The organism is Halosimplex aquaticum, assembly GCF_028747785.1.
GTDB classification, from domain to species: domain Archaea; phylum Halobacteriota; class Halobacteria; order Halobacteriales; family Haloarculaceae; genus Halosimplex; species Halosimplex aquaticum.
Window position 1 is genome coordinate 4,250,058 of the sequence record NZ_CP118158.1, and the last position, 19,210, is coordinate 4,269,267.

Here is a 19,210-nt window from a genome sequence, read left to right on the forward strand (position 1 = left end):
GGAGGTGATCCACCGTGGCTAGCGTCTCCGTCTCGCACATGATCCTGTTCATCGCCTCGATGCTGGTGGCCGCCAGCGTCGCGGGCGTGTTCACGGACACCGTCGGACAGCTGAGCAACGCGATCGACGACCAGGGACTGCAGGTCAGCCAGGACGTCCGCACGGACGTCGAGATCATCAGCGACAGCGGCTCGCAGTCGGTGTACAACAGCGCCGGTAACAACAACATCACGCTCCACGTCAAGAACACGGGCTCGGAGACGCTCGCGGCCGACAAGAGCGCGATCAACGTCTTCGTCAACGGGCAGTTCGAGACGGACGTCGACGTGACCCTGCGAGCCGACGGCGTGACCTGGCGACCGGGGACCGTCTTGGAAGTCGAGATCGACCGGTCGGACAGCCCGCTGGCGACCAACAGCGACCACCGCGTCAAGGTGATCGTCAACGGCGACGAGGAGGTATTCGAGTTCCGAACATGAGCATCGCAACCACCGACCTACTCTCACTGGGACTGAAGGAGCGCGACCGACTGAACAAGGAACTCGGCGGGGGCATCCCGCCGGGCAGCATCGTCCTCGTCGAGGGCGACTACGGCGCCGGCAAGTCGGCCATCAGCCAGCGGTTCTCCTACGGGTTCTGCGAGGAGGGCCACACGGTCACGATGCTCTCGACGGAGCTGACGGTCGGCAGCTTCCTCGACCAGATGCACTCGCTGGACTACGGCATGGTCGAGCACCTGCTCGACGAGAACATGCTGTTCCTGCACGCCGACATCGGCGACGGGAACACCTTCTCGGGCCAGGAGGAGGAGGGCGACCGGAAGGAACTGCTCAAGCGCCTGATGGAGGCGGAGGTCATGTGGGAGTCGGAGGTCGTCATCATCGACACCTTCGACGCCATCCTCCGCAATGACCCCAAGTTCGAGGCGCTGGTCCGCCAGAACGACGAGCGCCAGGCCGCCCTGGAGATCATCTCCTTCTTCCGGGACATCATCTCCCAGGGGAAGGTCATCATGCTCACCGTCGACCCCTCGACGCTGGACGAGGAGGCCATCGGCCCGTTCCGGGCCATCGCCGACGTCTTCCTCGAACTGGAGATGGTCGAGGTCGGCAACGACGTCCGCCGACAGATCAGCGTCCTCCGCTTCGCGGGCATGGGCGAACAGGTCGGCGACTCCATCGGGTACTCGGTCCGCTCGGGTACCGGCATCGTGATCGAATCGCGCAGCGTCGCGTAACCGACTCAAGGAGCACAGCACACACATGACTGACCACGGACGACCCAAACCCTCGGACGAGCTCAGACAGGTCGCATCGCGCCGGCCACACCTGATGGACCACCTGAAGAAGTTCAAGCAGATCACCGGGGAGTTCCCCACGTTCATCGAGGAGGCCGACGACGACTACGAGTCCCACCGGCCGAACGTCCTCTACCCCGTCGGTGGCCCCATCTTCTGTCACATCTACGGGGACATCGGCCAGGACATGAAGTACTACGCCATCGAGCCGGAACTCGACGACGAGGAGAAGGTCGTCTTCGAGAAGGTCCGCAACAAGCTCCTCCAGAAGAGCGTCTCCAAGCCCGCGCCGACCAGCGACAACGAGTACGACGACCGCATCGAGGAGCTCCTCCAGGAGTCCACCACCATCAAAACCGGCGCGAGCGACGAGAACGGCGTCCTCTCCCGGTTCAACAGGTTCGCGAACATCGGCAAGGTCGAGGTGACCGAGCACACCTACGAGAACATCCTCTACCGGCTCAACCGCGACATCGTCGGGCTCGGCCCGCTCGAACCGGTCATGCGCGACCCGGCGAACGAGGACATCCACGTCATCGGCCCCCACGAGTGCCACGTCGACCACGCCGTCTACGGCATGCTCTCGACGACGGTCGACTTCGGCACCCCCGAGGAGTACGACCAGTGGCTCAAGAACATGGGCGAGCGCATCGGCGACCCCGTCTCCGACTCCGACCCCATCGTCGACTCCACCCTCCCCGACGGGTCGCGTCTCAACCTCATCTACTCCGACGACGTGTCCGTCAAGGGCCCCTCGCTCACCATCCGTCAGGGCGACGACGTGCCGCTCTCGATCTTCCAGATTACGAAGTGGGGGACGCTCTCCCCGCAACTGGCGGCGTACCTCTGGCTCTGCCTGGAGAACGAGCAGACGGTCTTCGTCGTCGGGGAGACGGCGTCAGGGAAGACGACGACGCTGAACTCCATCATGGCGTTCATCCCCCGAGACGCGAAGATCTACACCGCGGAGGACACCGCAGAGGTCCTGCCGCCCCACGACACGTGGCAGAAGCTCCTGACTCGCGAGGGCGAGGACGAGGGCTCCAGCGTCGACATGTTCGACCTCGTCGCGGCCGCGCTGCGTTCGCGCCCCGACTACATCATCGTCGGTGAGGTCCGTGGCGAAGAGGGTCGCATGGCGTTCCAGGCCGCCCAGACGGGCCACCCGGTCATGCTGACCTTCCACGCGAGCGACATCGTCTCGATGATCCAGCGCTTCACCGGCGAGCCGATCAACGTCCCCGAGACGTTCATGGACGTGGCCGACGTGGCGCTGTTCCAGAACCGCGTCAAGCAGGGCGACCAGGTCCTGCGCCGAGTCACCTCGGTCCAGGAGATCGAGGGGTACTCCAAGGAGATGGACGGGGTCGTCACCCGCCAGTCGTTCTACTGGGACCCCGTCGAGGACGAGATCATCTTCCAGGGGATGAACAACTCGTTCGTCCTCGAAGAGCAGATCGCGACCCTGCTGGGCTACGAGGACACCCGCGACATCTACGACGACCTGAACTTCCGCGCGAGCGTCATCGAGCGGGCGATCCAGGAGGGCATCCTCGGCTATCACGAGGTCAACGAACTGATCGAGGACTTCCAGCGCGACGGCGTCGAGGGACTCCCCTTCGACATCCACCGGGAGAACTGATGGCGTCCGCTGACGAGTCCGCGAGCGACCTGGAACTCACGGTCACCAGCGCCCTCTCGGGCCTGATAGACGCCTACCAGCAGATGCCGATGCCGCTGAACCGGTACCTCGGCGTCATCCTCGTCCCGTCGGCGGTGTTTTTCGTCGCCACGCTCGGGATCGGACTCCTCCTCGACCTGCCCCTGATGATCCGCGGGCCGATCCCGCTTCTGGGCTTCCTGATGTTCGTCTCCGCCGTGTTCTACCCGAAGATCCTCCTCTCCCAGCGCAAGAGCGAGCTCAACAACCAGTTCCACCTCGTCGTCACCCACATGACGGTCCTCGCGACGACCAACATCGACCGCATGGAGGTGTTCCGCCAGCTCTCACAGCAGGACCAGTACGGCGAGATGGCCGCCGAGATCGGCCGCGTCGTCGAACTCGTCGACACCTGGAACCAGAGCCTCGACGACGCCTGTCGCCGCCGGGCCAAACAGGTCCCCAGCGACGCCGTCTCCGACTTCTTCGACCGCCTCGGCTACACTCTCGGGGCCGGCCAGGCGCTCGACGACTACCTCATCTCCGAGCAGAGCCAGATCATCCAGAACTACAAGACCGTCTACGGGGGGACCCTGGACAACCTGGAGGTCATGAAGGACCTCTACCTGTCGATGATCCTCTCGATGACGTTCGCGCTCGTGTTCGCCGTCGTCCTCCCCGTTCTCACCGGAACGAACCCGACGATGACCGTCAGCGCCGTGATCGTCCTCTACGTGTTCGTCCAGTCGGGGTTCTACCTCGCCATCCGCTCGATGGCCCCGCACGACCCGCTCTGGTACCACCCCGAGGACAAACACTCCCCCATCGAGGACAAGATCCGCAACGCGACGATCGCCGGGACCGTCCTCTCGACGCTCCTGTTGGTCTTCTCGCTCGCCGGCATGCTCGGCGTCAGTCCCGTCACCCTCGACGACGTGGTCTTCTTCGTCGATCCCCTCCCGCTGCCGTTCTACGCGGCCATCCCCACGCTCCCCCTGTTGATCCCGGGGATCGTGGTCAACGCCGAGGAGAAGAAGATCAAGGCCCGCGACGAGGAGTTCCCGAGTTTCATCCGCGCGCTCGGCGCCACCGAGGGCGCCAAGCAGTCCACGACCTCGACCGTGCTGGAGAGCCTCCGCAAGAAGGACTTCGGCCCCCTCACGGACAACGTCGACAACCTCTACAAGCGGCTGAACATGCGCATCGAGACGACCGAGGCGTGGCGTCACTTCACCGCCGAGTGTCGCTCCTCGCTCATCCAGAAGTTCTCCGAGATGTACCTCATCGGCCGGGAGATGGGGGGCGACCCCAAGCTCCTCGGCGAGCTCATCTCCGAGAACATGATGGAGGTCCAGCAGCTCCGCCAGCGCCGCACCCAGGCGACGACCACCCTCATCGGCCTCCTCTACGGTATCACCGCCGCCTCGACGTTCGCCTTCTTCATCGGTCTCCAGGTCGTCAACATCCTCGCCTCGATGAGCCTCGACCTCCAGAGCAACACCAGCAACTTCGACGTCGGCAGCCTCATCAACACCGAGGTGTACAACATCCCCCTCATCGAGTTCCTCCTGGTTATCATCATCATGTTCGGCGCCATGCTCTCGGCGCTGATGGTCCGCACCGTCGACGGCGGCCACAAGATCAACACCTACGTCCACTTCGTCGCGCTCACGTGGGTCGGCTCGATCACCGCCGCCATCACCAAGTGGCTGGTCACGCAGTTCCTCGCCATCTGAAGACCATCTTTTTTTTCGTCCGGGGGTCTCCTCGGGCCTTCGGCCCTGCGGGGACCCCCCGGACCAAAAACATGGGTGAAAAAGCCGAACTCGCGCTCCGCGCGAGTTCGGTGTCCGCAGGAGTGAGCACCGCGAACGACTGCGGGCTCGTCAGAGCGAAGCTCTGACGGTGAACCGCGCCTCACGTCCCGTCGGCGCGGATGCTAGTTCTCTCCGCAGGGCCTCGTCTATCGCGGCCTATGCGATCGCGAAGACGACCACGGCGACGTTCCAGATGCCGACGCCGACGCCGGCGATCGCGAGGCCGAGCGGGACGCCGACGTCGTAGGGTCGCGGCGTCGCCCGGTACAGCGCGTAGAACCCGGCGAGGAGGACCGCCTTCCAGACCGGGAGGACGACCAGACCGAACTGCTGGATCGCCGCGCGCACGACCGGGTGGGCTTCTGCCGCCACGCCGGTCCCGACGGCGGCCGCGGTCAGCGCCACGTCGAACGCGCCGAACGCGACCAATGCGATCGCCCAGATGCCGGACGTGAGATCCGTCCTCGCCCCCTCGTGAGTTGCCATCGATCGCAGATGGGTCGGCACCCACCATTGCTATCGGACGGCTACTACCGGGTACAGGCCGGCTAAAGCGGCCTAATCCGGTGCCTGACGTGCGATCAGTCTGCGTGACAGGCGATAGATACCAATTACTATGGCTGCGGGCTAACAGTAGTGACCATGCCGGAACCGGAAGACACGCTCAGTCGTTCGCCCGTCGACTTCGACTCGGCCGTCGCGTACGCGCTCCACCCGGAGATGCGGCGCCTCATCATCCTCTACCTCGTCGGGACGCTCCTGCTCCCGATCGGCCTCTCGCTGTTCGTCAACCCGCCGTTCGTCGGCGGGGTCGCGCAGATCGTCCGGCAGATCGTCGGGTTGGGTATCGTCCTCGTCGGCGCCACGTTCTTCTTCGGCGGCGTCGTCGGCGCCGCGTTCAAAGTCGTCGCCGACGCCAACATCCTCGCCGCCGCGCTGGACGTCGACGACTGACGGGTCGTCGCCCCGCTTGCGCCCCCGTCCTCGTGCACTCGTGTCCTCGTCGCAGGACTCCGAAGCAGATGCCGTTATGCCGCTGGCGCCCGAATGGGGCGGTATGTGTGGCCGATACAGTCTCTTCGCGCCGCCCGACGACATCGAGGAGCGGTTCGGCGCGACCTTCGACTTCGAGTTCGAACCGCGGTACAACGCCGCGCCGAGCCAGCCCCTCCCCGTTATCACCGGCGACGAACCCGAGACCATCCAGCGCATGGAGTGGGGGCTCGTCCCTTCCTGGGCCGACGACCGCTCCGAGTTCGAGTTCATCAACGCACGCGCGGAAACGATCCGACGGAAGTCGAGCTTCAGCGAGGCGTACGAGCGGCGCCGGTGTCTCGTTCCCGCCGACGGGTTCTACGAGTGGGCCGAGACGGACAGCGGGGGGAAACAGCCCTACCGCGTCGCTCTCGGCGACGACGGCCTGTTCGCGATGGCGGGGCTCTGGGAGCGGTGGACGCCCCCGCAGACCCAGACAGGCCTCGGCGACTTCGGCGGGGGGTCCGACCCGGACGCCGAGCCCGAACCCGTCGAGACGTTCACCGTCGTGACGACCGAGCCCAACGACGCCGTCGCGGAGCTCCACCACCGGATGGCCGTCGTCCTCGCACCCGACGAGGAGGACGGGTGGCTCTCGGACGACCCTGACGAGGCCGAGGCGCTGCTTGACCCGTATCCCGGCGACGAGATGCGCACCTATCCGGTCTCGACGGCGGTAAACGATCCGTCCAACGACTCGCCGGCCGTCCTGGAACCGGTCGAGGCGGGGACCTGACGCGCGGGTCTCGGTCACGGTCAGCGGGCTCCCGGTGGCGCCGATTCGAATCCTTTTAGGGCGCGAGGGCTGAACAGGCGGGTATGGCTATCAAACCCGCCTACGTCAAGAAGACGGCGACGCTGCTGATGGAGCGGTATCCGAACGCCTTCGGCGACGACTTCGAGCACAACAAGGACGTCGTCACAGAGCTCACGAACGTCGAATCGAAGGGCGTCCGGAATCGCATCGCCGGCTACGTCACCAGCAAGAACGCCCAGCCCGCCGAAGCGTAGGCGCGGTTCTCTCCTCTCTCTTTCAGTTCGCCCGGAGCGGCCGCGCGGTCCCGCGAAATCGCCCATGATAGTTCCTGACCGTGGTAGACGTATCCAAACTGTTTTGAGGAGGCGTCTCTCTATCCCGGATCAATGACTGTCAGCGTAGGCATCCTCGGTGCGACGGGCGCCGTCGGACAGCGACTCATCCAGCTACTCGACCCGAACCCCGACTTCGAGATCGAAGCGCTCACCGCGAGCGAGTCCAGCGTGGGCAAGAGCTACCGCGAGGCGAGCAAGTGGCGCATCGACATGCCCATCCCGGAGGACGTGGCCGAAACCGAAGTCGTGGCGACCGAGCCCGGCGCCGTCCCCGACGACGTGGAACTCATCTTCTCGTCGCTCCCCTCTAGCGTCGGCGAGCGCGTCGAATCGGACTTCTGCGAGGCCGGCTACGTCGTCTCCTCGAACTCCTCGAACGCCCGCTCGGACGACGACGTCCCGCTCGTCATCCCCGAGGTCAACGCCGACCACCTCGACCTCATCGAAGTCCAGCGCGACGAGCGCGGCTGGGACGGCGCCCTCGTCAAGAACCCCAACTGCTCGACGATCACGATGGTCCCGCCGCTGGCGGCCATCGACGACGCCGCCGGCCTCGAACGGATCGAGGTCGCCACCCTGCAGGCGGTCTCCGGCGCCGGCTACTCCGGCGTCTCCTCGATGGAGATCATCGACAACGCCATCCCCCACATCGGCAAGGAAGAGGGGAAGATGGAGACCGAGTCCCGCAAACTGCTGGGCACCTTCGACGGCGCCGAGGTCGAGTGGCACGACGCCGACGTCTCGGCCTCGTGTAACCGGATCCCGACCATCGACGGCCACCTCGAAAACGTCTGGGCCGACACCGCGGAGGACCTCACTCCCTCCGAGGCCGAGGAGGCGCTGGAAGCGTACCCGTCGCTCGACCTCCCGAGCTCCCCGGATCAGCTCATCAAGGTCTTCGACGAGCCCGACCGCCCCCAGCCCCGCATGGACCGCAACCTCGGCAACGGGATGACCGTCTCCGTGGGCGGCGTCCAGGAGACCACCCACGGCCTGCAGTTCAACTGCCTCGCCCACAACACGCTCCGCGGCGCGGCCGGCGCGTCCGTGCTGAACGGCGAACTCCTGCTCGATACCGGCTACCTGTAATCGCTCCGCGACCGGTCTCTCCGCAGCGCTTCCCACCTGATTCTCGCAGATACTGCACCGAAACGAACGTTCGTTAGTTGCCCCTGCGAAGCCCCGGAAATGTCCGGCAGCGAGGAGACGGAGATGCTAGAGCGGATCTCCGCGGTGTCGAGCGCAGAAGCACTCCGCGAATTCGTCAGAAACGCCCTCGGCCTGTCCTCCGGGGAGTCCGTGCTCTCGGTCGGATGCGGACCGGGATACGAGCCGGCGGAGATCGCCGGAGCCGTCGGCGAAGGCGGCCGCGTTCTCGGGGTCGACGTGAACGGAGCGATCTTGACGAGGGCGAGAGAGCGCTGTGCGGGCCGTCCGCAGGTTTCGTTCGAACGAGGCGATGTCACCGACCTGCCGATACGGGACGGAAGTTTCGACGTCGCCCTCGCCAAGCAAGTTCTGCAGTTCGTCGGCGACGTCGACGCTGCGCTGGCCGAAATACACCGGGTGCTCGAACCCGGCGGACGGATCGCGGTCGTCGCGGGGGACTCGGACGCCCACGTGCTACACTCAACCGACCGTGACCGAGCGAGACGTATCGAAGCGGCCTATCGAGACGTCCGACCGGACCGACATCTCGGTACTCGATTGCGGAGCCTCCTCCCCGCCGCGGGATTCCACGTCTCGGACGTCCACGCAGTCTCGGTGCTTCACACGGCGATCAACGAACAGGTCGAGCGGGGTATCGAAGTTCGCCGCGAGATCCTCTCGGAGCAGTCGCCCGTGGACCAGTCGACGATCGACGCCTGGGAATCGGACCTCCGGGCGCTCGACGACGCGGGGGAGTTCCTCTCCTGCGGCACGCAGTTCGTCTATCTGGCGAGAAAACCGCGCGAAGACGGCTGACCGTCGCCGCCGAACACTCCGTCGAGGTCCGCCGGGGAGCGGGACCTGCTGGTCCGCGATCCGTCGGACCGTTCTGCAGTCGCCCCCACGCCCGAACGGACGACGTTTTCACACCTGACTCCGTACCTTGACTATGGACGAGGGGACCTACCGCGTGTTGCCCGGCCGCGACGACGAGACGTGGCGCTTTCTCGACCGCGACACCTTCGAGACTGTCGCGGTTCCCGTCGAGGGGCACGACGCCCCCGTCGGGGACCTGCGCCCGGGCTACCTCGTGGACGCCGCGCTCGACTGGGGATCGGAGGAGCCGACGGTGCGGTCGCTCTCGGTGGTGCGCCCGACGCTGTACACCTTCGTCGAGGACGCGGACCCGATATTCGAAGTCGCACAGAACCTCTGGGAAGAGACGCGAGCGGCCGGCGAGGGCATGAACGCCACGCAGACGTACAACACCGACAACCAGGTCAACGGCGTCTGTTACGTCTTCGCCGACGCCGGCCAGCCGAGCGTCTTCGACGACTTCCGCGGGGGCGCCCGCCCGCTCGAACCGCTCGTCGACCGGATCAACGACGAGGCCGACACCGAGCCGGCGCCCCGAGAACTGTTCGTCCTGCGACCCGCGGACGGCGCCTACACCGTCGTCACTATCGCACTGGACAAAGAGGGCCGCTTCGCGGAGACGCTCCGCGAGACCTACGAGCGCGACGCTCCCGACGAACCGCTGGTCTGAGCCGCTCCCGCGGTGCGCTCGTCCGTGCGACCGCTTATCTGTCTGTACCACGCTAGCATACGTATGAGCCTCTCGGCTACCGTCCCCCTCCAAGCGTTCGGCGTCTCTCCGCTGGTCGTAGTCGGCGGACTGCTCCTGCTGATCGCCATCGCGGCGGTGTACTCGGCGATCGAGATCGTCGAGGCCTACGAGAAGGAGGCGCTGACGGTCTTCGGCGAGTACCGCGAACTGCTCGAACCCGGGATCCACGTCATTCCGCCGTTCGTGAGCCGGACCTACCCGTTCGACATGCGTACCCAGACGATCGACGTCCCCCAGCAGGAAGCGATCACCCGCGACAACTCGCCGGTGACCGCCGACGCCGTGGTCTACATCAAGGTGATGGACGCCAAGAAGGCGTTCCTGCAGGTCGAGGAGTACAAGCGCGCCGTCTCGAACCTCGCCCAGACGACGCTGCGCGCGGTGCTGGGCGACATGGAACTCGACGACACCCTCTCGCGGCGAGAGATGATCAACGCGCGCATCCGCGAGGAGTTAGACGAGCCCACCGACGAGTGGGGCATCCGCGTCGAGAGCGTCGAGGTCCGCGAGGTCAACCCCGCGGCGGGCGTCAAACAGGCCATGGAACAGCAGACTTCCGCCGAGCGTCGGCGCCGCGCGATGATCCTCGAAGCGCAGGGTGAACGGCGCTCCGCTATCGAGCAGGCGCAGGGGGCGAAACAGTCCGACATCGTCCGCGCCCAGGGGTCGAAACAGAGCCAGATCCTCGAAGCACAGGGCGACGCCATCTCGACGGTGCTGCGGGCGAAGTCCGCCGAGTCGATGGGCGAGCGCGCCATCATCGACAAGGGGATGGAGACCCTCGAAAATATCGGTCAGGGCGAGTCCTCCACGTTCATCCTTCCCCAGGAGATGTCCTCGCTGCTGGGCCGCTACGGCAAGCACCTCACCGGCAGCGACGTGAGCGACATGGCGAAGGCCAACGGCCAGGGCGAACTCGACAGCCTGAACTTCGACGCCGAGACGCGCGAACTAATCGGCCTCGACAACATCGCGGAGATGGCGGGGGAGATCGAACAGACGGAGGTCGACGTCGAGGAGATGGAAGAGCAGGCCCAGGCCATCCAGGAAGGCGAGGACCTCGACGCCGACGACGTGATCGACGAGCGGGAGTAGCCGCCCGTCCCGTCCGTCGGAGCCGGCGGACTCAAGGCTTTTCAGGTGCCGAGATGACAGTCGAGTATGGTCTCCCGCGATACCGCCGTCCACGTGACGGTCGTCGCCCTCGCGTTCGCCGGCATGGCTGTCCTGTCCCCGTTCGTCTTCGACGCCGAGAGCCCCGTCGCGTTCGCGGCACTCGCCGCGTTCAACGGCGTCGTCCTCGCCGGTGCGCACCTCTATCTCGCGTGGCGCGGCGAGGACGGACTCGTCCCGGTCTCCTCGCGGTGGCGGTTCGTCGGTGCTGTCGGCGTCATCGTCGCTCTGGGCGCGGCCTCGGCCGTGACAGACCCGGTCGCCGTCGGTCCGGTCACCACCGACGGACTGCTGGCCGCCATCGGCGGCGTCGTCGCGATCGGATACCTGTTCCTCGAAGCCCGATCGGGCTACCGCGAGTCGGCGGACGAGACCGGCGCCTGACCGGCGAGAACTGGGTTCCGGTCAGACGACCTGGTTGGGCAGGTCCGCCCACTCGCCGGACTCCTCGGCGGTGGCGACGGCTTCGGCGACGATGTCCGCGAGGCGCTCGAAGTACTCGGGCGTGTGGCCCGCGTTGTGCGGCGTGACGAGGACGTTCTCGAACGTCCACAGCTCGTGGTCCTCGGGGAGCGGTTCGGGGTCGGTCACGTCCAGGGCGGCGCCGCGGATGTTGTTCGAGCGGAGCGCGTCGACGAGGTCACCGGTGTGGACGACGCCGCCGCGGGCGGCGTTGATCAGCACGGAGTCGGTGGGCATCGTCTGGAACACCTCGGCGTCGATCAGGTGCTCGGTCGCGTCGGTGAGCGGACAGGCGAGGACGACGTAGGCGGCGTCGGCGACGGCCTCGCCGATGTCCTCGTAACCGTAGACTTCGTCGGTCGGCCCGCCCTTCTCCGGCGTGTAGCGGACACCGACTGTGTCGACGTCGAATCCCTGGAGTCGCTGGACGATGGACTCGCCGATGGGGCCCATGCCGACGACGGCGACGGTGCTCCCGGCGAGTTCGCCGGTCTTGTGTGAGCGCCACTCGCGGCGGCGCTGGCGGCGTCGGGACTCGAGGAAGTCCCGGGTGAAGGTAAGGATCGCGCCGACGGCGTACTCGCCGATGTTCGGCCCGTGGACGCCCGAGGCGTTGGTGACGGCGACGTCGTGCTCGCGGAACGCGTCGAGCGGCAGGTGGTCGACGCCGGCGAACGAACACGCGAACAGTTCGAGGTTCTCGGCGTGCTCGATGTCGTCCTCGTCGAGGGAGAACCCGGCGACCACGCGGGCCTCCGGGAGCATCTCTCGCTCCTGGTCGGGCGTCGCGGCGAAGCCGACCTCCCGATCCGGGAGCCGTTCGCGCAGCGCGGCGACGTACTCCGTCGGGGAGATGCCGTGGATGTTCTGTCGTAACACGAGTACTTCGGGGTGCTCGCCCGTCGAATCGGCGGTCATGGGCCGTCAGTTCGGTGTGGTCCCTCAAAAAGCCCGTCGTCGGCCCCGCATCTCACGACCGCGTCGGGGGGGAACCGTCCCCATTTAGAGCCCGGGGACGAGTTCGAGGATGTCGTAGCGCAGGACGTACCGGGCGACGCCGGCGCCGTAGGCGAGGACCCAGAAGATGACGTAGCCGAAGACGCCGATCCGCACGCGACTGCGCCAGTGACTCATCCGGTCGGAGCCGATCTCGTCGAGGAGGACGTCCTCGTCGTAGTCGTTGTAGAGGTCGTGGCGGCGCTTGGCGGAGAAGATGCGGAGGATGCCGGTGAGGCCGAACGCGAGCATCGCGTAGGCCTGCAGTCCCAGGAAGGCGTGGACCATCGCGAAGCTCCCGAACTGGTCGAGCAGCCGGGGCGCCATCCACGTCACCAGCGGCACGGTCGTCAGGACGAGCCCCGTCACGACGAACTTCAGGTGGTGCGTCAGGACGTTCCAGGTGACCGGTTCGGTCTCGATGATGTACCAGGCGCCGTAGAAGAAACAGGGGAAACTCGCCGTCACGGCCAGCAGCACGACCGTCGCGATCACCCTGTCCGTGACCATGGCCGACTCTATCGGCCATACCTCCTAAACCGTGCCGAAAGTCCGCTCACTCCGCGGACTCGATCTCGTCGAACAGCGCCGCGACTCGGGCTTCGATCTCGTCGCGGATCTCGCGGACCCGCTCGGGGTCCTCGCCGTCCGGGTCGTCGAGCGCCCAGTCGGCCACGGTCACGTCGTCGCCGACCTGGCCGACGTCGAGCGTCGAACAGCCCATCGTCGCGACGTAGTCGCACGAGCGGAGTTCTTCGAGGTCGATCTCGCGGGGCGTCCGGTCGGAGAGGTCGAATCCGGCTTCGCCCATCACCTCGACCACTTCCTCGTGGACGCGGTCGGCGGGGTGGGTTCCGCCGGTCAGGATCTCGATCTCGTTTTCGAGTCCCCGCCGCTCGCGCTCTCGCTCGGCGAACGCGGTGGACATCTGGGAGCGGCCGGCGTTCTGGACGCACATGAAGGCGATGCGAGTCGGTTCGGTAGTGTCGGTGGTGTCGGTCTCGGTGGACATCGTGTGTCGTGTCGGTTGGGTATCGGTGGGTGTTCGGGTGTCGGTTAGTCGTCGGTCGTCGGTTCGCCGGCGGCCGGTCCGGGCGGTCCCGCCGCGGGCTCTCCCCAGTCGAATCTCCGCTGGAAGTACAGCGCGACGTTGACCAGCGCGAGCAGGACCGGGACTTCGATGAGCGGGCCGACGACGGTGGTGAAGGCCACGCCGGAGCCGACGCCGAACACGGCGACGGCGACGGCGATGGCGAGTTCGAAGTTGTTGCTCGCCGCGGTGAAGCCGATCGCCGTCGTCGTCGAGTAGTCCGCACCGATGCCCCGCCCCATCCCGAAGCTCACCAGGAACATCACGACGAAGTAGATCGTCAGCGGCACCGCGATGAGTAACACGTCGGCGGGCGCGGCGACGATGGTCTCGCCCTGCGTGGCGAACATCACGATCACCGTGAAGAGCAGGGCGACCAGCGTCAGCGGGTCGATCGCCGGGACGAACTGCTCGTCGTACCACTCCTCGCTCTTCGCTCGGGTCCCGACGTACCGCGAGAGGAACCCGGCGGCGAACGGGATGCCGAGGAAGACGACGATCGCCTCGAACACTTGCATCGGTGTGATGTCGAACGCCGTGATACCGTCGACGAGCGTCTCCATGCCCAGAAGCGGGGGCAAGAACAGGGCGAAAAACCAGACGTACACCCCGTAGGTGAGGATCTGGAAGAGGCTGTTGAACGCGACGAGGCCGGTGACGTACTCGGTCGAGCCCTCCGCGAGTTCGTTCCAGACGAGGACCATCGCGATGCAGCGGGCCATCCCGATGAAGACGAGGCCGAGGAAGAACTCCGGACGGGCCGGAAGGCCGGGGACGAGCCCGCTGAAGAAGAAGACGGCGAGCCCGAACATCAGCGTCGGGCCGATGAGCCAGTTCTGGACGAGGCTCAGGCCCAGCACGCGCCAGTTGCGGAACACGGTCGGGAGCCGCGAGTAGTCCGCCTTCGCCAGCGGCGGGTACATCATCGCCACGAGGCCGATCTCGACCAGGTGCAGATCCTGAATCGGCTGTGTCACGGACGGTGCGACGTAGCCCAGGCCGACGCCGACGGCCATCGCGCCGAAGATCCAGACGGTGAGGTACTTGTCGAGGAAATCTATCGAGCGTGGGTCCCCACAGGACTCGCAGTCGCAGTCAGGCCCGTGGTCGTGGGCGTTACTCATCGTTCACGCTCCCGTCGAGGACCGTGACGAGGGCCACGGCGCGGTTGGTCGCGCGGTACTTCTTCCAGCGGCCGTCTTTCCGACCGTCGACCAGTCCCGCGTCGACGAGCGCGGAGAGCGCGTGACTGAGCCCGCTCTCGGAGACGTCGACGACGGCGTTCAGTTCGCAGACGCACAACTCCTCGCCCGCGGCGACGAGCACGCGAACGAGCGTGTACCGCGTCTCGTTCGAGAGGGCCGAGAGGACATCGAGTTCCGCGTCGACCTGTGCCGACCCGAGCGCCGCTTCGAGCGCCCCGAGTTCGTCGAGCCGACGCTCTACGTCCTCGCTGCGACACTCTCCGAGTTCGTCGTCGAGATACCGTCGAAGCCGCTCCGTTCCCGTGGCCATCGACCGTCGGTTGAACGAGTCCTAAATTAACTGTTCCGGTCGATATGCAGGTGAGTCGATTTTGTGGCATATATCTCCACTCTTGATCTTTGAATGCTGGTCCCGTTCTTAGAACAGTTGAGTGAGATTTGAACTGGATCGGGCCGATACCTCAGCAGCTCGCGACCTAGTTCCGACCTGCGTTCGAAGTCTGTCAACCCGAATCGGACCCAGCGGTCCCGGATCGGTTCATCTGTACGCGCACGCGGGAGAAGTGAGCGGCTGTCGCTGCGTAGACCGACTGTCGCTGCGTAGCGCGGTCCGGTGTTGTACCGACGGTCGAGATCCGCTGGACCGTCGGAGTCTCTACGGCGGCCGCCGCGGTATCCAGCGGATCTGTCCGTCGGGCGTCCGTCGGCGGGTCGGGGCGCTTTTACCCCTCGGGGACCGAGTTCCGACAATGAGCGACGCGGCCGACGACCGCGAGGTCGACGGTGAGGAGACCTCGAACGGAGCGAGCGGCGATGTCGCGAGCCGCGAGGTCGACGCGTCGGCTGCGGCCGACGGCGACTCCGAGTCCATCGAGGCGCTCCGCGAGCAGGTAGAGGCCGAGTACGACTTCCAGAACTTCGGCCCGGCCGACATGGAGTCGATGTCCGCCGACGAGTGGGAGGCCGTCTTCGACCCGGAGACGTGGATCACGGGCCAGGAGCTGCTCGACCGCGTCGAGGCCGACCTCAAGCGTCGGGTGGCCGACCGCGAGGTGTTCGCCCGCGTCGAGCGACAGGACGACCGCGTGCTGGCGTACTCCGACGAGGGGTACGCCACCGTCTACGGCGACGGCTCCGTGGAAGGCCACGGCACGGTCCTGCGGGACGTGAAACCGACGGTCGCTCTGGCGTCGATGGAGTCCTACGACGTGCCCGAGGCCCCGCCGGAGGACCTGCTCCCCGAGCCCCAGGAGGTGCCCGAAGGGAGCGGCGAACTCGGTAACACGATGTTGCAGGTCGTCGCGGGCTTCCAGGTGCTGGCCGGAATCCTGCTGATCGGCGGCTGGCTGGTGATCAGTATCGGGGTCATCCAGCCACCGGGTGGCGGGAGCGTGCGGTCGCTGAACGTCGTCGGGATGCTCCTGGCGGGCGTCGTCTTCCTCGCGATCGGCCTGCTGCTGTTCGGGGTCGTCGCGAACGCCCGCCTCTCGGACAAGTTCCGGGCCGAGGAGTACCGGAACCGGCTGCGCGCCGTCGAACTGGAACCGGGCGAGCGACCGGACTTCCTGCCGGACGAGGGGGAGGCGACCGAGCGGGCGGAGGGGATCCCCGGGGAGCGCTCGGAGGGGCTGCCGGGGAGCGAGTCGGACGGCGAGAGCGACGCGTCGTGACGGAGACAGTGACCCCTCTCCGCCGTCCGGCGACAGCACCCGTCTCGGACCGGGGTCCCGTCGGAGCGAACGCGACCCGAATATCTGCGGGGCTCAGCGTCGAAACGAGCGGCTAATCGTGCGCCTGCGCGCGTATTCGGTGGGTTTATACAAATTCGGTACCGAGCATCGACGTGTATGAATAGACGGGACTTTCTGCGGACCGCCGGCGGTGCGGCAGGTGGCGCGTCCGCCGCGGCCGTCGGGGCCGGCACGGCCGCCGCCCAGGAACACGGCGGGGGCGGCGGCGGAGGCGGAGGCGGCAACGTGCGGCCCAAGTGGCCGTCCTACGTCAGCGACGCGAAGGGCGGTGAGTACAAAGACCTTCGCGGCCAGTCGGAGGTGTCGATCGAGGTCGGCGTGGGATCGTCCGGCTTCGCGTTCCTGCCGACGAAGATCTGGGTCGACCCCGGAACGACGATACAGTGGGAGTTCGTCACGCCGAGCCACAACGTCAAACCGAACAGCCAACCCGAGGGCGGTAGCCTCGAAGGGACCGAAGGCGGCACGTTCGCGACGGTCCCGGAGGGAGAGACGTACTCGGCGACGCTGGACACCGCGGGGATGTACACCTACTTCTGCGGCCCGCACGAGGGCCAGGGGATGAAGGGCGCCATCGCCGTCGGTGACGAGGTGGAGACCGAGCAGGTCGGCGGCGGCGGACAGACGCCGCTGAACCCCGAACACATGGGCGTGCCCTTCCACCCGCACTACGTCGGGGTGTCGACCATCGTGATGATGGTCGTCTCGCTGCTGTTCACGTTCTTCCTGCTGAAGTACGGTGAATCGCCCAACGCGAAGGGAAGGAACAACTGATGTCCTCGTCGGGAAGCACCTACGGTGACATCCACCGCTACGAGCCGGCCCGCGAGAGCACGGCCGCGGCCGTCGGGATCGTCCTGCTGACGATCGTCGAGGTCGTCTTCGTCGGCCTGTTCACGTTCGGCCTGGTCAACGGTTGGGGGTACAGCCCGCTCGGGAACATGTATCTGGGCGGTATCCTCGCGATCATCTTCGTCGACCTGGCGTTCATCCTCATGCTGTACCGCAAGGAGTTCCTGCCGGACGTGATGATCGTCAAGAAGCGTCGCCGCAAGTGGGAAGACCTCTACGTCCGCGAAGAGGACGTCGAGGGGACGTCCTTCGCCGAGGGGGACCCCATCGAGAGCGTGAAACGAGCTGTCTATCCGTACTACAAACGATAACAATGCCACTGGACGAAGACAAGTACCCCGGAGAAACCGGTCGCCGCCGGTTCGTCAAGGGTGTCGTCGGTAGCGCGGCGCTGGCGAGCGTCGGCACGGGCGGCGCGGCCGCGATGAACACGGTGACATCGGCGTCGGGCGGCGGTGGCGGTCCGACCCAGTACATGGCCATCGAGAACACGGACGGTCCGGCGCCGCGCGGGATGCCGATCGTTCCGGTCGAAGTGAACGACTCGGGCGAACTCCGGGGGATCTTCCCGGAAGCGAGCACCGAGACCGTTCAAGGTATCGAACGGACGGTCGCGGAGATGGACCTGGGCGGAGTGACCTACTCCTCGCAGTGGTTCCAGTACTGCGGGCTCGAGGGCTACCACGGCATCCAGCCCGGCGCCGACGCGGACAACTTCATCCGCGCGGCGGCGAGTCCGCCGCCCGCCTACGAGTGGCAGCAGGACGTCGAGGGCGACACCATCCTCACCGTCGACATGTTCGACGACTACAAGGAGTGGGGCAACGGCATCGGGCAGGACGGCCTCGGCAAGCCCGCGAGCGCGACCTGGCGGTCGCAAGCCGAGGGATCGAAGACCCTCCCCGTGCAGGTGCTCCGTTCGCCGAAGGTCTCGCAGATGGCCAACGGCGAGGGCGAGTTCAGCGACCTGCCGGGCAACGTCCAGAGCTTCATCGACGCGGCGACCGACCAGGACTTCATGGCCTGGATCAACAAGTGTACCCACTTCTGCTGCGTGCCGGGGTACAAGCAGCTCGCGGGGAGCGCGAACTTCGGGGCCGCGAACGACGTGTACTGTCAGTGCCACCAGTCGGTGTACGACCCGTTCAGTCCGGTCCAGAAACAGTTCGTCGCGCGCCCGCGCCCGGAGGAATAACAGATGAGTTTAGAACGCAAGGAGGAACACGATCACGAGACCTGGATGGAGAGCCGCGACCTGACGGCCATCGAGGAGATCTACCTCACCGTGTTGCTGTGGCTCGACAGGCGCCTGCGCATCGTCGACTATCTGGAGATCTTGGAGAACATGTACTACAAGGTCAACTTCCAGATGCCCAAGAGCCACACGGAGCAGTACAACCTGGACAACAAGTTCTGGTACTGGTATCCGCTGTACGCGCTCGGGTCGTTCTCGACCATCGCGTACGTCGTGGCAGCCATCTCGGGCGCCCTGCTGGGCTTTTACTACGCGCCGGGCGCCGGCGCCTCGAACGGGACGCCGGACCTCGCGTACAACTCCATCACCTTCATCATGACCGACCTGAACTTCGGGTTCTTCCTCCGGAGTCTCCACCGCTGGTCGGCCCAGGTGATGGTCGCGGCCGTGTTCCTGCACATGCTGCGCGTGTACTTCACGGGCGCGTACAAGGAGCCCCGGGAACTCAACTGGATCATCGGCATCGTGCTCATCTCGCTGACGATGGTCTTCGGGTACACGGGCTACCTGCTCCCGTGGGACCAGCTGGCCTTCTGGGCCGGCCAGATCGGCGTCGAGATGAGCCTCTCCATCCCGCTGATAGGCGAGTGGGTGGCCCAGTTGCTGTTCGGCGGGTTCACCCTCTCGCAGTCGACGGTCCAGCGGATGTACATCCTGCACGTCTTCGTGCTCCCGTTCGTCACGACGGGGCTCATCGCCGTCCACATCGGTATCGTCTGGATGCAGGGCATCGCGGAACCACACTGATA

23 protein-coding genes are annotated in these 19,210 nt (G+C 66.2%); 17 read left to right on the forward strand and 6 right to left on the reverse strand.

Going from position 1 to position 19,210, the window contains the following annotated elements; genetic code table 11:
• Positions 1 to 14: 14 nt before the first annotated feature.
• Genes PSC72_RS20905 through flaJ form a run of 4 tightly spaced genes read left to right on the forward strand, consistent with a single transcriptional unit; the run spans position 15 to position 4,693 of the window.
• Positions 15 to 479: a flagellar protein G gene (locus PSC72_RS20905; protein ID WP_274323361.1), complete on the forward strand. Its 465-nt coding sequence runs from the start codon at positions 15 to 17 to the stop codon at positions 477 to 479.
• A complete protein-coding gene (locus tag PSC72_RS20910) occupies positions 476 to 1,237 on the forward strand; it encodes an ATPase domain-containing protein (RefSeq protein ID WP_274323362.1) in 762 nt (253 codons plus the stop codon). The genes PSC72_RS20905 and PSC72_RS20910 overlap by 4 nt, the downstream gene beginning before the upstream one ends.
• A 25-nt stretch (positions 1,238 to 1,262) precedes the next feature.
• A complete protein-coding gene (locus tag PSC72_RS20915; protein WP_274323363.1) occupies positions 1,263 to 2,939 on the forward strand; it encodes a type II/IV secretion system ATPase subunit in 1,677 nt (558 codons plus the stop codon).
• Positions 2,939 to 4,693: an archaellar assembly protein FlaJ gene (gene flaJ, locus PSC72_RS20920; RefSeq protein ID WP_274323364.1), complete on the forward strand. Its 1,755-nt coding sequence runs from the start codon at positions 2,939 to 2,941 to the stop codon at positions 4,691 to 4,693. The genes PSC72_RS20915 and flaJ overlap by 1 nt, the downstream gene beginning before the upstream one ends.
• Before the next feature lie 237 nt (positions 4,694 to 4,930).
• On the opposite strand, the gene PSC72_RS20925 is transcribed toward flaJ, so the two are convergent.
• Positions 4,931 to 5,260, reverse strand: coding sequence for a hypothetical protein (locus PSC72_RS20925; protein WP_274323365.1), 330 nt, complete (start codon positions 5,258 to 5,260; stop codon positions 4,931 to 4,933).
• 156 nt (positions 5,261 to 5,416) lie between these two features.
• Between PSC72_RS20925 and PSC72_RS20930 the strand changes: the two genes are divergently transcribed.
• The 8 genes from PSC72_RS20930 (at position 5,417) to PSC72_RS20965 (ending at position 11,234) form a co-directional block, all read left to right on the forward strand.
• Entirely contained in the window at positions 5,417 to 5,728 is a 312-nt protein-coding gene (locus tag PSC72_RS20930) for a hypothetical protein (protein ID WP_274323366.1), read from the forward strand.
• Between the two features lie 103 nt (positions 5,729 to 5,831).
• Complete coding sequence (locus PSC72_RS20935; protein ID WP_274323367.1) at positions 5,832 to 6,545, forward strand: SOS response-associated peptidase; 714 nt, start codon at positions 5,832 to 5,834, stop codon at positions 6,543 to 6,545.
• Positions 6,546 to 6,628: 83 nt separating this feature from the next.
• On the forward strand, positions 6,629 to 6,820 hold the full coding sequence (locus PSC72_RS20940) for a 30S ribosomal protein S17e (RefSeq protein ID WP_123537175.1): 192 nt from the start codon (positions 6,629 to 6,631) through the stop codon (positions 6,818 to 6,820).
• A gap of 132 nt (positions 6,821 to 6,952) precedes the next feature.
• On the forward strand, positions 6,953 to 7,990 hold the full coding sequence (gene asd / locus PSC72_RS20945) for an aspartate-semialdehyde dehydrogenase (RefSeq protein ID WP_274323368.1): 1,038 nt from the start codon (positions 6,953 to 6,955) through the stop codon (positions 7,988 to 7,990).
• A 99-nt stretch (positions 7,991 to 8,089) separates the two neighbouring features.
• The gene (locus tag PSC72_RS20950) at positions 8,090 to 8,866 is read left to right on the forward strand and encodes a methyltransferase domain-containing protein (protein ID WP_274323369.1); all 777 of its coding nucleotides are present in this window, start codon (positions 8,090 to 8,092) and stop codon (positions 8,864 to 8,866) included.
• 133 nt (positions 8,867 to 8,999) lie between these two features.
• Positions 9,000 to 9,596 (forward strand): DUF6663 family protein, encoded by a 597-nt coding sequence (locus PSC72_RS20955; RefSeq protein ID WP_274323370.1) that lies wholly within the window; start codon positions 9,000 to 9,002, stop codon positions 9,594 to 9,596.
• A 63-nt stretch (positions 9,597 to 9,659) separates the two neighbouring features.
• Positions 9,660 to 10,772 carry an SPFH domain-containing protein gene (locus tag PSC72_RS20960; RefSeq protein ID WP_274323371.1) on the forward strand — a complete coding sequence of 371 codons (1,113 nt, stop codon included), beginning with the start codon at positions 9,660 to 9,662 and terminating at the stop codon, positions 10,770 to 10,772.
• 66 nt (positions 10,773 to 10,838) lie between these two features.
• Positions 10,839 to 11,234, forward strand: coding sequence for a hypothetical protein (locus tag PSC72_RS20965; RefSeq protein ID WP_274323372.1), 396 nt, complete (start codon positions 10,839 to 10,841; stop codon positions 11,232 to 11,234).
• A gap of 21 nt (positions 11,235 to 11,255) precedes the next feature.
• Here PSC72_RS20965 and PSC72_RS20970 read toward each other — a convergent pair whose 3' ends face one another.
• The 5 genes from PSC72_RS20970 to PSC72_RS20990 all read right to left on the reverse strand — a co-directional run bounded on the left by PSC72_RS20970 (position 11,256) and on the right by PSC72_RS20990 (position 14,913).
• Positions 11,256 to 12,230 (reverse strand): D-2-hydroxyacid dehydrogenase, encoded by a 975-nt coding sequence (locus PSC72_RS20970; RefSeq protein WP_274323373.1) that lies wholly within the window; start codon positions 12,228 to 12,230, stop codon positions 11,256 to 11,258.
• An 84-nt stretch (positions 12,231 to 12,314) separates the two neighbouring features.
• The gene (locus PSC72_RS20975) at positions 12,315 to 12,818 is read right to left on the reverse strand and encodes a DUF7321 family protein (protein WP_274323374.1); all 504 of its coding nucleotides are present in this window, start codon (positions 12,816 to 12,818) and stop codon (positions 12,315 to 12,317) included.
• 46 nt (positions 12,819 to 12,864) lie between these two features.
• Positions 12,865 to 13,320: an arsenate-mycothiol transferase ArsC gene (locus tag PSC72_RS20980; protein WP_274323375.1), complete on the reverse strand. Its 456-nt coding sequence runs from the start codon at positions 13,318 to 13,320 to the stop codon at positions 12,865 to 12,867.
• Positions 13,321 to 13,364: 44 nt separating this feature from the next.
• Positions 13,365 to 14,522 carry an ACR3 family arsenite efflux transporter gene (gene arsB / locus PSC72_RS20985; protein ID WP_274323376.1) on the reverse strand — a complete coding sequence of 386 codons (1,158 nt, stop codon included), beginning with the start codon at positions 14,520 to 14,522 and terminating at the stop codon, positions 13,365 to 13,367.
• The gene (locus PSC72_RS20990; RefSeq protein WP_274323377.1) at positions 14,515 to 14,913 is read right to left on the reverse strand and encodes an ArsR/SmtB family transcription factor; all 399 of its coding nucleotides are present in this window, start codon (positions 14,911 to 14,913) and stop codon (positions 14,515 to 14,517) included. The genes arsB and PSC72_RS20990 overlap by 8 nt, the downstream gene beginning before the upstream one ends.
• A gap of 439 nt (positions 14,914 to 15,352) precedes the next feature.
• Between PSC72_RS20990 and PSC72_RS20995 the strand changes: the two genes are divergently transcribed.
• From PSC72_RS20995 to PSC72_RS21015, 5 genes are all read left to right on the forward strand, one after another.
• Positions 15,353 to 16,273 (forward strand): DUF7319 domain-containing protein, encoded by a 921-nt coding sequence (locus PSC72_RS20995; RefSeq protein WP_274323378.1) that lies wholly within the window; start codon positions 15,353 to 15,355, stop codon positions 16,271 to 16,273.
• Between the two features lie 177 nt (positions 16,274 to 16,450).
• Positions 16,451 to 17,128, forward strand: a complete 678-nt coding sequence (locus PSC72_RS21000) for a plastocyanin/azurin family copper-binding protein (protein WP_274323379.1) — start codon at positions 16,451 to 16,453, stop codon at positions 17,126 to 17,128.
• Positions 17,128 to 17,517, forward strand: a complete 390-nt coding sequence (locus PSC72_RS21005; RefSeq protein WP_274323380.1) for a DUF7318 family protein — start codon at positions 17,128 to 17,130, stop codon at positions 17,515 to 17,517. Before PSC72_RS21000 ends, PSC72_RS21005 begins: the two co-directional genes overlap by 1 nt.
• A gap of 2 nt (positions 17,518 to 17,519) precedes the next feature.
• The gene (locus tag PSC72_RS21010) at positions 17,520 to 18,401 is read left to right on the forward strand and encodes a ubiquinol-cytochrome c reductase iron-sulfur subunit (protein WP_274323381.1); all 882 of its coding nucleotides are present in this window, start codon (positions 17,520 to 17,522) and stop codon (positions 18,399 to 18,401) included.
• A 3-nt stretch (positions 18,402 to 18,404) separates the two neighbouring features.
• A complete protein-coding gene (locus PSC72_RS21015) occupies positions 18,405 to 19,208 on the forward strand; it encodes a cytochrome b (protein WP_274323382.1) in 804 nt (267 codons plus the stop codon).
• Positions 19,209 to 19,210: the final 2 nt, after the last annotated feature.

Coding starts and splice junctions, on each gene's coding strand:
- PSC72_RS20910 (WP_274323362.1), top strand. CDS start 476: ATGAGCATCGCAACCACCGACCTACTCTCACTGGGACTGAAGGAGCGC.
- PSC72_RS20915 (WP_274323363.1), top strand. CDS start 1,263: ATGACTGACCACGGACGACCCAAACCCTCGGACGAGCTCAGACAGGTC.
- flaJ (WP_274323364.1), top strand. CDS start 2,939: ATGGCGTCCGCTGACGAGTCCGCGAGCGACCTGGAACTCACGGTCACC.
- PSC72_RS20925 (WP_274323365.1), bottom strand. CDS start 5,260: ATGGCAACTCACGAGGGGGCGAGGACGGATCTCACGTCCGGCATCTGG.
- PSC72_RS20930 (WP_274323366.1), top strand. CDS start 5,417: ATGCCGGAACCGGAAGACACGCTCAGTCGTTCGCCCGTCGACTTCGAC.
- PSC72_RS20935 (WP_274323367.1), top strand. CDS start 5,832: ATGTGTGGCCGATACAGTCTCTTCGCGCCGCCCGACGACATCGAGGAG.
- PSC72_RS20940 (WP_123537175.1), top strand. CDS start 6,629: ATGGCTATCAAACCCGCCTACGTCAAGAAGACGGCGACGCTGCTGATG.
- asd (WP_274323368.1), top strand. CDS start 6,953: ATGACTGTCAGCGTAGGCATCCTCGGTGCGACGGGCGCCGTCGGACAG.
- PSC72_RS20950 (WP_274323369.1), top strand. CDS start 8,090: ATGTCCGGCAGCGAGGAGACGGAGATGCTAGAGCGGATCTCCGCGGTG.
- PSC72_RS20955 (WP_274323370.1), top strand. CDS start 9,000: ATGGACGAGGGGACCTACCGCGTGTTGCCCGGCCGCGACGACGAGACG.
- PSC72_RS20960 (WP_274323371.1), top strand. CDS start 9,660: ATGAGCCTCTCGGCTACCGTCCCCCTCCAAGCGTTCGGCGTCTCTCCG.
- PSC72_RS20965 (WP_274323372.1), top strand. CDS start 10,839: ATGGTCTCCCGCGATACCGCCGTCCACGTGACGGTCGTCGCCCTCGCG.
- PSC72_RS20970 (WP_274323373.1), bottom strand. CDS start 12,230: ATGACCGCCGATTCGACGGGCGAGCACCCCGAAGTACTCGTGTTACGA.
- PSC72_RS20975 (WP_274323374.1), bottom strand. CDS start 12,818: ATGGTCACGGACAGGGTGATCGCGACGGTCGTGCTGCTGGCCGTGACG.
- PSC72_RS20980 (WP_274323375.1), bottom strand. CDS start 13,320: ATGTCCACCGAGACCGACACCACCGACACTACCGAACCGACTCGCATC.
- arsB (WP_274323376.1), bottom strand. CDS start 14,522: ATGAGTAACGCCCACGACCACGGGCCTGACTGCGACTGCGAGTCCTGT.
- PSC72_RS20990 (WP_274323377.1), bottom strand. CDS start 14,913: ATGGCCACGGGAACGGAGCGGCTTCGACGGTATCTCGACGACGAACTC.
- PSC72_RS20995 (WP_274323378.1), top strand. CDS start 15,353: ATGAGCGACGCGGCCGACGACCGCGAGGTCGACGGTGAGGAGACCTCG.
- PSC72_RS21000 (WP_274323379.1), top strand. CDS start 16,451: ATGAATAGACGGGACTTTCTGCGGACCGCCGGCGGTGCGGCAGGTGGC.
- PSC72_RS21005 (WP_274323380.1), top strand. CDS start 17,128: ATGTCCTCGTCGGGAAGCACCTACGGTGACATCCACCGCTACGAGCCG.
- PSC72_RS21010 (WP_274323381.1), top strand. CDS start 17,520: ATGCCACTGGACGAAGACAAGTACCCCGGAGAAACCGGTCGCCGCCGG.
- PSC72_RS21015 (WP_274323382.1), top strand. CDS start 18,405: ATGAGTTTAGAACGCAAGGAGGAACACGATCACGAGACCTGGATGGAG.